We start from the raw sequence: 11,137 nt of genomic DNA, 5'->3' as shown, positions 1-11,137 counted from the left end.
TAAAGACTGCACATTTTTAAAATAATCAAAAGTTTTATCAACAATATTGATTAATTTTTTCTGATTTATATCTAAAATAGGATCGTGATAAATTTTAGGACAGCAAATTAAAAAATGAAAAGGTTCATCAAATATTTTTTTTAATACTTCTAAATTAGCAATAAAATTTTTCTTCGATAAAAGAGTCCAAAAATCCATAACTATAATTATATTTTTTTTATGATTTCGAGATAACCACTTATAAAAAAAATTTAAATCATCATAATCAGAGCGTATTATTTCTTCAGGGAAAATATCTAATAATGAAATTGTTTTTTCTTGAGGTGATATTTGAATATAAAACTCTTTTATTCCATGATCTTTTTTCAGTAAATTAGCGCATTCTGCGGCTAAATTTAAATCTTTAAAGCCCCAAAATAAAACCCCAATCTTCATGGTATCCCCTATTTTTTTACTTCACTGAATGCAGGATTTAGAGCCTTTTTATTGAATTTATTTATTATACCAGCATCACTCAAAAGCCAATCTAATAGAGAAATAGCCGACTCATTCCATTCAAAACTTTTACCATGAGCTTTTTCTACAATAAATTCTCGAGTGGATTTTGCTTTATTCAAGTTTATATAAAATTCAGAATCCTTATTATCTATAAGCATTTTTTCAATTTGTTTTGCCCAAATTGCTAAATAACCATTATCTAAACCACACCAAAAATTACTTGGAAGCATACCAGGTGAAAAATGCTGATCAACTGCAGTAGATGTTCTATAAATAACTGGCGTTCCACTTAAAGCAGCTTCTAATGGAGGGAGACCAAATCCTTCCGCAACAGAAGGATGAACAAGAAGAGAAGACAATCTATATAATTCTGCTAATTCGAAGTCAGACAAGATTGGAAAAATAATTGTTTTTAAATTTTCAAAAAATTTAATTCTTCCAATTTCTTTAGGAACACATTTTTTTAAATATCCTGATATTTCCTTTTGATCCGCTCCTATTCGAATAAACCAAATATTTAAAGATGAATCTGTTGCTACTTTCATAACTGCTTGAGAAGCAATATCCCAGCACTTATATTTTTGATTTCTTCCAACACCTAAAACCCAATTGCCTTGTATTATTTTTTCAATAAATAAAGCTAATTTTTCAGAATCTTTTTCAAATGTAACTTCATCTAAAAATTTTTTACGTAAGGAAAAAAGAAGATTATTATCTGTTATTCTAGATTTGCTTCCAAAGTGCAGATCAACCGCATCACCAATGACATATAGTGGAGCTGTTCTTTTTTTAACTAAACCTTGCAATATTTTAGCAGAATGAGTTGAAACAGTTGTAACAAAAGGCAAGCGGGATAAAGCTCTTTTAACTAAAAATCGAAACTGTCTTTTAAAAATAAAGCCAACACCTTTCACAGGCATAAATGGAATACTATCATGAACAACTTGAATGACTCTTGATGACATATTATTTCTAGAAACAAATAATGGTCTATCAAAATTTGCTGGAGCAAACCATATCACTTGGTTGTTTGTGAGTTTTTGAATTCTTTTTAACGCAAAAGTAGGCCAAAGCCATATTGGCTTATCATAAGACTTTTGTAGAGCGCCGGGGCCACCACTCCAAAACGAAACGATATTTGGATATTTATGTACCAATTCAAGAACCCATTGAGCAGGTTCTGACTTAGAAACAATTAGGATTTTTAATCTTTTTTTATTTTTTGTAAAAACGATTTTTCTATTATCTAACTCTGCAGCTAGAGCTCTAGTTAAACCAATAACAAATCTTGAAATACCTGAAACAACACCTGACTGTGCAGACCTTGAATCGATAGCAAGCCAAACAATATCTGAATTATCCTTAAAGTTAGCTTCTTCTAACAAAGTCAGCTGAGAAGTCATCTTTTGCACACCATCTTTAAGATCAAAGAATAAAAAAGGAAGAGCTAAAAAACCCTTCCATTAATCCTAGCACAATAAACAGATTAAAATTTACTATGAACGACTGCAACAATCAAAAAAATTACTTAAATTATAAAATTCGAAATTTTATAAAGATTTTTTGTCTTGAGAGTTTTTGCCCATGTGCAATTCCGCTGCTTCTAATCTTGCAATAGCTCTTAATTTTGAGGCTTCAGCTCTTTTAATATCTATATGCTCAGATGCTTTTGCAATCAAACGATTTTCAGCTCTTTCAAGAGAAGATTTTGCCCTTTCAACATCAATTTGAGAGGCATCTTCCCCAACATCAACTAATAAAGTTACAGAAGCGCCTGTAATTTCAGCAACACCTCCTGCGACTTTAAAAAAACCTGAGACGTTATTTTGAGTGTAAACAACAACTCCCGTTCCTACTGCAGAAACCATTGGCGCGTGACCAGGCAAAACCCCGATTATCCCGTTTTCAATAGGTAAATACAATTCGGTAACGCCAGACAGATCAAGAAGACGCTTGTAAGGAGTTAAAATTACAACTCTCATATTGCCTTTTGTTTCGACCATAATATTTTAATACCCCAAATTAGACGGAAACTCCCATCTTTCTTGCTTTTTCAATTGCCTCGTCTATACCACCAACCATGTAAAATGCAGATTCTGGTAAATGATCCCATTTACCTTCGCAAACTTCTTTAAAGCTACGAACGGTATCTGAAACTTTAACATAACAACCTGGATTGCCTGTAAATACTTCAGCAACATGGAATGGCTGAGAAAGAAAACGTTCTATACGACGAGCACGGGCAACAACAAGTTTATCTTCTTCAGAAAGCTCATCCATACCAAGAATTGCGATAATATCTTGTAACTCTTTATAGCGTTGTAATATTTGCTGAACTTTACGCGCTGTATTGTAGTGTTCATCTCCAACAATTTGAGGATCAAGAATTCTACTTGTCGAGTTAAGAGGGTGCACAGCTGGATAAATTCCTTTTTCTGTTAAGGAACGATCTAGGTTAGTTGTCGCATCAAGGTGAGCAAACGCTGTTGCAGGAGCCGGGTCAGTATAGTCATCTGCAGGAACATAAATTGCCTGAACAGAGGTAATAGAACCTGTATTCGTTGAAGTAATACGCTCTTGAAGATCGCCCATTTCTGTTGCTAAGTTTGGTTGATAACCCACAGCAGATGGAATACGACCAAGTAAAGCGGAAATTTCTGCACCAGCCTGAGTAAAGCGGAAAATATTATCTACGAAAAATAAAACGTCTTGATTTTGTTCATCACGGAAATATTCTGCAACAGACAAACCAGAAAGAGCAACACGTGCACGCGCTCCTGGCGGCTCATTCATTTGCCCATAAACCAGAGCCACTTTATCAAGAACTCCAGAATCTTTCATTTCATGATAAAGGTCATTACCTTCACGAGTACGCTCACCAACACCAGCAAATACAGAATAACCGCCGTGTTGTTTAGCAATATTATTAATTAATTCCATAATTAATACTGTTTTACCAACCCCAGCTCCACCAAAAAGACCAATTTTTCCACCTTTTTGATATGGAGCAAGTAAGTCAACAACTTTAATACCTGTTTCAAGCATTTCAAGTTTTGTACTTTGACGAGTAAAGTCTGGTGCCTTACGGTGAATTGGGTAGTGTTTATCTGATCCCACTTTACCTTGGCCATCAATTGGCTCACCAATAACATTCATAATTCTGCCAAGAACTGCATTTCCAACAGGTACAGAAATTTGTTCTCCAGTATTACGAACTTCAATTCCACGGCAAAGGCCTTCTGTGGAGTCCATAGCAATTGCTCTAACCGTGTTTTCACCAAGATGTTGAGCAACTTCTAAAACAAGATTTTCTTTTTCATTATTAATAGAAGTATTTGTTGTACGTAAAGCATAATAAATTTCAGGCAGGTTTCCATGCGTAAATTGCACGTCAACAACAGGCCCCATGACTTGAATGATTTTTCCTAATCCTGACATAAAAAACTCCAAATTTTTTTAAATTATAGTGCTTCAGCACCGCTTATAATTTCAATAAGTTCCTTAGTAATTGCCGCCTGACGAGCCCTTTGATAAGTAATTTGGAGTTTACGCTCCATTTCCTTAGCATTTCTTGTAGCATTATCCATTGCAGTCATACGTGCACCATGTTCACTTGCTACAGCTTCAAGAAGTGTTTGAAAAATTCTTGATGCCATATATCTTGGAATAACAAATGAAATGAGCTCATCAACTTCTGGCTCAAAAATAGGCTCTGCTTCAATTGAAGTAGTACCAATATGAAGTGGCAAAACAACATCAGACGTTGGAGTTTGTGACATAGCAGACTGGAATTTATTATATACAACAACAAATTTTCCAATTTTACCATCTGAATAAAGCTTACCAAAAGCATCTGATAAACGTGTCGCATTTGCATTTGTTGGTTTGTCAAAATGAGCTGTAATTGAAACAAGCCCATTTTCTGAAACTAAAACAGAAGGATCATTGCAATAATCGTTTTCAGAAACAAATACAGCTTCCTCTTTTGTTTTTGTTAGTAATTTACGTCTTCTGCTTAAAGTCTGTAATGCTTTTTTTCCAATGCAAATTGTTACAACTTTATAGCCCTCTGATTCGAGTTCTGAAATTGTTTTGATTGCATGTTTAGTTACGTTAGCATTATAGCCACCGCATAAACCTCTTTCAGAAGAGATCACAAGAACAGCAGCTACTTTAGAAGAAGACTCATTCATAAGCGGATGATTACATCCGCCGCTAACTACGCCAGCAATTTTTGAAGTAAGTTGTGCTAAGGAATGGGCATATGGTCTTGAATTAACCACATTGTGCTGCGCACGGCCAAACTTCGCAGCAGAAACCAACTTCATTGCTTTCGTAATTTGTTGAGTGCCTTTTACACTTTTTATTTTACTGCGAAGATCCTTAAGACTTGCTGGCATTTGGTTCAAACCTCTTTGCGAAATCGTCAAGGGCTTTTTTAATTTCCGCTTGCAACTCGTTGCTCATTTTCTTACCTGTAGCAATTTCATCTAAAATTTTCTTATGAGTAGCTTCAAAATAATTGAGCATTTGACGCTCAAAAGCACCTACAAAACGCACTTCAATATTATCTAAGTATCCATTAATAGCTGAAAAAACAGTAAGAACCTGTTTTTCCATAGGTAATGGAGAGTATTGAGCTTGCTTAAGCAATTCCGTTAATCTTTGGCCACGGTTAATTTGCTTACGCGTAGCGGCATCAAGATCAGAGCCAAATTGAGCAAATGCAGCCAATTCGCGATATTGAGCTAATTCAAGACGGAGGTTACCCGCAACTTGTTTCATTGCACCAGTTTGAGCGGCTCCACCCACACGAGATACGGATAAACCAGCATTAACAGCAGGACGCATACCAGCATTAAAAAGGTCAGCTTCTAAGAAAATTTGACCGTCTGTAATAGAAATTACGTTTGTCGGAATATATGCTGAGATATCATTAGCTTGAGTCTCAATAATAGGAAAAGCTGTTAAACTTCCTGCTCCTAGCTCATCATTTAATTTACAAGCGCGCTCTAATAAACGGCTGTGTAGATAAAATACGTCACCTGGATATGCTTCACGACCTGGAGGTCTGCGTAGCAATAAGGAAAGCTCACGATAAGCTTGAGCATGTTTTGTTAAATCATCATAAAATACAACCGCATGTTCTCCACGATCGCGAAAGTACTCACCAATTGTACAGCCTGTATAAGGAGCCATAAATTGAAGAGTTGCGGCTTCGGAAGCACCAGCAACAACAATCGTTGTATACTCAAGAGCTCCTGCGCGGCGAAGTTTTTCAACAACCTGTGCAATTGTTGAATATTTTTGTCCAATTGCAACATAGATACATTTAACACCATTTCCTTTTTGGTTAATGATGGTATCAATAGCAATTGCTGTTTTACCTGTTTGGCGGTCACCAATAATAAGTTCGCGTTGTCCACGTCCGATTGGAATCATGGAGTCAATTGACTTAATACCAGTTTGCATTGGCTCATGAACACTTTTACGTGCCATAATACCAGGCGCTTTTATTTCAACAGGAGAAATTTCATTTGAGTTTAATTCACCTAAGCCATCAATAGGCTCACCTAAAGCATTTACAACTCTGCCCAATAACTGTGGACCAACTGGAATGCTATTTACATTTCCAGTGCGGCGAACTTGCATGCCTTCACGAACAGTTTCTGCCCCAGAAAATACAGCGACACCTACGTTGTCTTCTTCAAGGTTAAGTACAATTCCTTTAACCCCGTTATCAAACGTGATAAGCTCACTGATCATTGCTTTTTCAAGGCCATAAATTCGAGCCATGCCATCTGCAATAGACACTACAGTGCCTGTCTCAGATACTTCTGCCTTTTGTCCAAAAGCCTGAATTTTTTGTTTTAATAATTGGCTTATTTCATCAACCCGGATATGCTCCATGAATTCAACTCCTAACTCAAAGACTCTTTAAGATTCAAAAGACGAGAACGCAGACTCGCATCCACGTTTGTATTTCCAACTTTTATAATAAAACCTGAACGTAGGGATTCATCTACCTTTGATTCAAGGATTATTTTTTTATTTAAAACATCATGAAGAACAGAAGAAAATTCGGATTCTCCATTTTCATTTAACTTACTTGCAGAAATAATAGTAGCTCTTGCTACTCCTGCATACTCATCCGCTCTTATTAAAAAGTTTTTTAAAACCATTTGTAACTCAGAAAAACGATGATTTTCTAACATGAGTTTTAAAAAATCAGACAACTCAGAAGGGATTTTTTTATTGACAAATATTTTATTAAGAACTGTATCAAGAAGTTGTTTTTTTTCTTCAATTGACAAAGTTGGATTAATAAAAAATGAAGTCATTTTTTTATTAAAAATAGTCATTAATGTTCTAGAAGCTTCAACGTAGCTTTCAAACAAACTAGAATCGCCTTTTTGAGAAGCTTCAATTGCACATTCAAACAGTGCAGTCCCATAACGTCTTGCGAGAGGGCCAGAAAATTTATTCATAAATAGTAATACTCCACATAAAAGCAGAATTGAAAAAAATTTATATTCAATTGAGCATTTTTATTCCGTCAATCGTCTCTGACTTGAGTTTTGAATCAAGTGTATGCAACTGCTCAGGAGTAAGAGATTTTTCAACTTCATGAAGAGCCAAATTAAATAATTCTTGACGAATTTCTTCTTTGCTACGAGTAATAAGTTCTTTTGCAGCACGTTCTGCGTCTTTTAAGATAGATTCAGAAACTTTGGCAGCATCAGACATAATTTTATCTCGCTCAATTTTTGCATCAAAAAGACTTTGATCTTTTAGCTCTGCAATTTCTTTTTCAAGCGAAGCAATTTGAGCTTCATATTCTTTAACTTTACGTTCAGCCAAAATACTTGCTTCTTTTGCTTCAGATAGACGAGCTCTCAACTCATTTCTATTTTTATCAAGCATCGCAGCAATCGGCTTGCGAGCAAAAAGCACAAGAGCACCAATATAAATTACAAACTGGAAATAGGACCAAAAAACACTATACCAAAAAGATGTTTCACCGGTTCCTGATGCAGCTAATGCAGGAGAAGACTCAATAAAACCTTTATATCCAATAATAGCAAGAACTAATGCAACACCAATTTTTTTATATATTGTTGAAACAAGTTCTTTCACTTGGCTAGGAAGATTTGATTTTGCTTGATTTATTTCGGATGAAAGATGATCCCGAACTTCATTTAGGTAAGCATCAGCCTTTTTTTGATTTTCAGCAATTAAATTATTTGCTGCTTTTTGAGCTGCAGAAATTTCTTGTGCTCTTAAGTTTTTAGCTTCTTCAGCACCTTTTTTTAATTGAGCTAAATATTCCATTTCAAGTTTTTTAGCCCGATCATTTTCAAGTCTTGATGCTTCAGTTGCACCTATAGTTCTGCGTTTACGTTCATTATGAAGTTTTATTGCAGGTCCTATGATAAGTTTTTGTGCAACAATAACACCAACCAAAAAAATTCCAATCTGAATACCAAACCTTATGGCACCTTCAGTGTCATGAAACGGATATATATCTAGTGAGCCTGCCATTTACTCCACCTCAGCGCAAATTCAGCGCGAAGCACTGAATAATCTAAAGAAAATAAAATATCTAAAACAAAAACGGTGTTGTTTAGGTTCGGCGACCCAAGCAGCACCCGCTCGTTCCTGTATCTGGCCTTGTTATTACTGTGAACTTTGAGATTCTGCAAGCCCTCGCTCACATAATTTGCAATTAATTTTAGTATTAAATTGTTTTTTGTCTATATCCTTCAAAAAAATTAGATACCCCAAGTTGATCCGCTAGTTTAAGATGTTCTTGAAGCGTTGTTCTTGAAATTTGCAAAACTTGACTTGCCCTTGTCATTGAGAAGCCCTGAAGTTTTACGGCATAGTAACTCAGACTTGACTTTAAAAATGTATGAGCATCTTCTCCTTGAAGTATCACATAAGAAAAAAATGTTTCTGCACATTTTTCAATTGGCACAATATTTTTGCTATAAATTTCATCACTATTTAGTTGGATGCTATCTAGATACTGAAGGGACCTATTTTTATCTCCATGAAAACCTCCATAATAAGCGGTCTGAACTACGGCATCAATTAAAATTGCTAAACCTAAGGTTTTAGCAATTTGTTTTAATTTTGAAAGCAAATCAGAATCAAAGGCATCTAAAAAAATGGATAATCCGAAATAGTCCAATATATTTTCAATTGCTGATGATGTAGAACTTAATAAAGAATCAGGAGATGGTACTTTATATTTTACAAACCCATATCCGCTACTCAAACATTCTGAATGAATAAAAATAGTTGGTTTTAATGAAGTAATATTAGAATTTGATAATTTATCAATATTTAGAATTTTTGGATCTCTAACTAAATTTATATCAATTAAATTTGAGGTGATCTCATTTTCAAGAAGACCTATTAGAAGCTCCTGAATTTCAATAAAATCTGTTTTAACATGAACATCAAAGCCTTGCCTCGTTATAGAAATAATGTGGCCTATTTCCTCATATAGCTTTTTTTTAATTAAAATAGATATTAACTTTGAACGAGGTGAATGCATTAGAATCTCCTTAATGAAAATACATATTCCTATTTTATATAGTGAATCCTAATGATCTCTTTCTATGTTTTTGATTCAGATTCCTTCGTTTCTAAATTTTTAATAAATATTTAAGAGTTATGAATTTCAAACTCTTGAAAAATAAATCCTTTTTGAAAAACCTAAAATGATAAACATATTTACATCTCTGTATTAGATCTAAGACATTGTTCGTTTGGAAAAACGATCTTTAAAGGATAAGCATCCTTTATAAAACAAAATTGTTTCACGTGAAACAATCACTCATTTATTTAATAATACTAGTTAATTTAATAATATTTTGATTTTTAATTGAAATATTCAATAAACCCTTTAAAACAGCATTTGCAAAAAGGTACTTTTAAAATAAAATATGCCAAGGTTCCAAACAGTGGGTTTAATTTTCCTATAAACAAAATTTACATCAAGCTTCTTAAATATGAGAAAATATATTTAGTAAAAAATGTTTCACGTGAAACAATTGCTTTTAAACTTATGAAAATATTAAGCATATTAAGTTTTTTCTAAATCGCTTGATATAAATGAAAGACTGGAATTAGTATTCATATTTGTTCTTAGGAGAAAAAATGAGCTCTACTTCAACGATTAATGAACCACAGAACTTTGAAAAACAAAAATCTTTTACTCTAAATCAAAAGTATTCTGACCAATCCAAAAATTATTATCAAAACCAAATTATTGAATACATTTCTATTGATAATTTGGATCCCCTTGAAAATCAACCAAGACATAATTTTGATCAAGATAGTTTAGAAGATTTAGCACAGAGCATACGTACCTATGGAATTCTACAACCTATAATTGTATCTACTGATAGCAAAGAACATATCACAATCATTGCTGGTGAAAGAAGATGGAGAGCAGCAAAAATAGTTGGATTAGATAAAGTTCCTTGCATTGTTCGAGAACTACACGATCATTCTAGGCTTGAACTTGCTTTAATTGAAAATATTCAAAGAGAATCATTATCTGCTGTTGAAGAAGCTCAGTCGTATAAACAACTTATTGAAGAACACAACTACTCTCAAGAAACATTAGCTTCCCGCATAGGAAAAAATAGAGCGACAATAGCAAATACGATCCGACTTTTATCTCTTCCAGAGAAAATTTTGGCTGATTTAAATAAACGAGTCATTTCTGCAGGACATGCCAGAGCTCTATGCTCATTTGACAATGAAAAAATGCAATTAAAAGTGCATTCCATCATCGTAAAGAAAAAATTATCTGTAAGGCAAACCGAAGATCTCATTAAATCTTTTAAATCTGAGAAGAATCAAAAAACTCTTATCGATTCCATATCTCCCGATCTTCGTTACATTTGTGATCAATACAAAGGGCATTTAGGGACAAAAGTTAAGATAACAGGAGATACAAACAAAGGAAAAATTGAAATTAGTTACTATACTCTAGATGACTTAGAAAGAATTTCTGAATTAATTCTTGGTAATATTATTACTCCGCCAAAATAAAACGGAGTCACCAAGTTACCCTCTTAAATAATTAAACCTAAATCTGAATAACAAAAGTGATGTTGTGATAGGAAAAGCTATCTATAAAAATAAATTCATACTAAATTATCGTCCCTTTTTTATATTCATAACAATGATAATTTCCCAATTCTTGAAACCCTAAGTTTTTATAAATGCTTACCGCTTCTTTTGATGATGCCGTTAAAGATATATATTTTGCTCCATGATTTTTTGCATAATATAATAAATAACGCATTATGTTAGAAGCATATCCTTGCTTTCTAAAATCATCATGAGTGAGAACATCAAAAATTCCACAAATTTCTTGATGAAAAAACAAAGAAGCAATACATGCCGTTTTATTTCCAGCTTTAATATAAAATAGGTGATAAGGTTTTAGATCTGAAAACCCCAAATGATTCGCTAAATTTAAATAATATTCACGGACAAGTGTCCTCCCAATAAGTGCATTTTACAAACACAATGAATGGAATTAAATTTTTTATAGAGAGTGGTTTTTGATTTTGTTGATAGTATCAAGATAATTCCAAGGTAACCAATCTTTTGG

At 33.7% G+C, this 11,137-nt stretch carries 10 protein-coding genes and 1 pseudogene; 1 reads left to right on the top strand and 10 read right to left on the bottom strand.

Annotated elements, in window-relative coordinates; genetic code table 11:
- From ACIQ56_RS09215 to ACIQ56_RS09175, 9 genes and pseudogenes are all read right to left on the bottom strand, one after another.
- Positions 1–435 (bottom strand): annotated as a pseudogene (locus ACIQ56_RS09215) (hypothetical protein); the annotation flags it as partial.
- Positions 436–443: 8 nt separating this feature from the next.
- Positions 444–1,901, bottom strand: a complete 1,458-nt coding sequence (locus ACIQ56_RS09210; RefSeq protein WP_397600776.1) for a glycosyltransferase — start codon at positions 1,899–1,901, stop codon at positions 444–446.
- Between the two features lie 147 nt (positions 1,902–2,048).
- A complete protein-coding gene (atpC, locus tag ACIQ56_RS09205; protein WP_397600775.1) occupies positions 2,049–2,501 on the bottom strand; it encodes an ATP synthase F1 subunit epsilon in 453 nt (150 codons plus the stop codon).
- A 19-nt stretch (positions 2,502–2,520) separates the two neighbouring features.
- Complete coding sequence (gene atpD / locus ACIQ56_RS09200) at positions 2,521–3,936, bottom strand: F0F1 ATP synthase subunit beta (protein ID WP_397600774.1); 1,416 nt, start codon at positions 3,934–3,936, stop codon at positions 2,521–2,523.
- A 23-nt stretch (positions 3,937–3,959) separates the two neighbouring features.
- Positions 3,960–4,898, bottom strand: a complete 939-nt coding sequence (locus ACIQ56_RS09195; RefSeq protein ID WP_397600773.1) for a F0F1 ATP synthase subunit gamma — start codon at positions 4,896–4,898, stop codon at positions 3,960–3,962.
- A complete protein-coding gene (gene atpA / locus ACIQ56_RS09190; RefSeq protein WP_397600772.1) occupies positions 4,882–6,408 on the bottom strand; it encodes a F0F1 ATP synthase subunit alpha in 1,527 nt (508 codons plus the stop codon). Before atpA ends, ACIQ56_RS09195 begins: the two co-directional genes overlap by 17 nt.
- An 11-nt stretch (positions 6,409–6,419) precedes the next feature.
- A complete protein-coding gene (gene atpH / locus ACIQ56_RS09185; RefSeq protein WP_397600771.1) occupies positions 6,420–6,986 on the bottom strand; it encodes an ATP synthase F1 subunit delta in 567 nt (188 codons plus the stop codon).
- A 46-nt stretch (positions 6,987–7,032) separates the two neighbouring features.
- On the bottom strand, positions 7,033–8,040 hold the full coding sequence (locus tag ACIQ56_RS09180; RefSeq protein ID WP_397600770.1) for a hypothetical protein: 1,008 nt from the start codon (positions 8,038–8,040) through the stop codon (positions 7,033–7,035).
- Positions 8,041–8,236: 196 nt separating this feature from the next.
- Positions 8,237–9,061, bottom strand: a complete 825-nt coding sequence (locus ACIQ56_RS09175; RefSeq protein WP_397600769.1) for a hypothetical protein — start codon at positions 9,059–9,061, stop codon at positions 8,237–8,239.
- 605 nt (positions 9,062–9,666) lie between these two features.
- Here ACIQ56_RS09175 and ACIQ56_RS09170 point away from each other — a divergent pair.
- Positions 9,667–10,569: a ParB/RepB/Spo0J family partition protein gene (locus ACIQ56_RS09170; protein WP_397600768.1), complete on the top strand. Its 903-nt coding sequence runs from the start codon at positions 9,667–9,669 to the stop codon at positions 10,567–10,569.
- Positions 10,570–10,669: 100 nt separating this feature from the next.
- Here ACIQ56_RS09170 and ACIQ56_RS09165 read toward each other — a convergent pair whose 3' ends face one another.
- Complete coding sequence (locus ACIQ56_RS09165) at positions 10,670–10,984, bottom strand: GNAT family N-acetyltransferase (RefSeq protein ID WP_397600767.1); 315 nt, start codon at positions 10,982–10,984, stop codon at positions 10,670–10,672.
- Between the last annotated feature and the right edge of the window lie 153 nt (positions 10,985–11,137).

It is taken from the genome of Silvanigrella sp. (genome assembly GCF_044369315.1).
Taxonomy (GTDB): Bacteria; Bdellovibrionota_B; Oligoflexia; order Silvanigrellales; family Silvanigrellaceae; genus Silvanigrella.
Note: the sequence above shows the minus strand (reverse complement) of the source record. Positions and strands in the feature narration are given on the sequence as shown.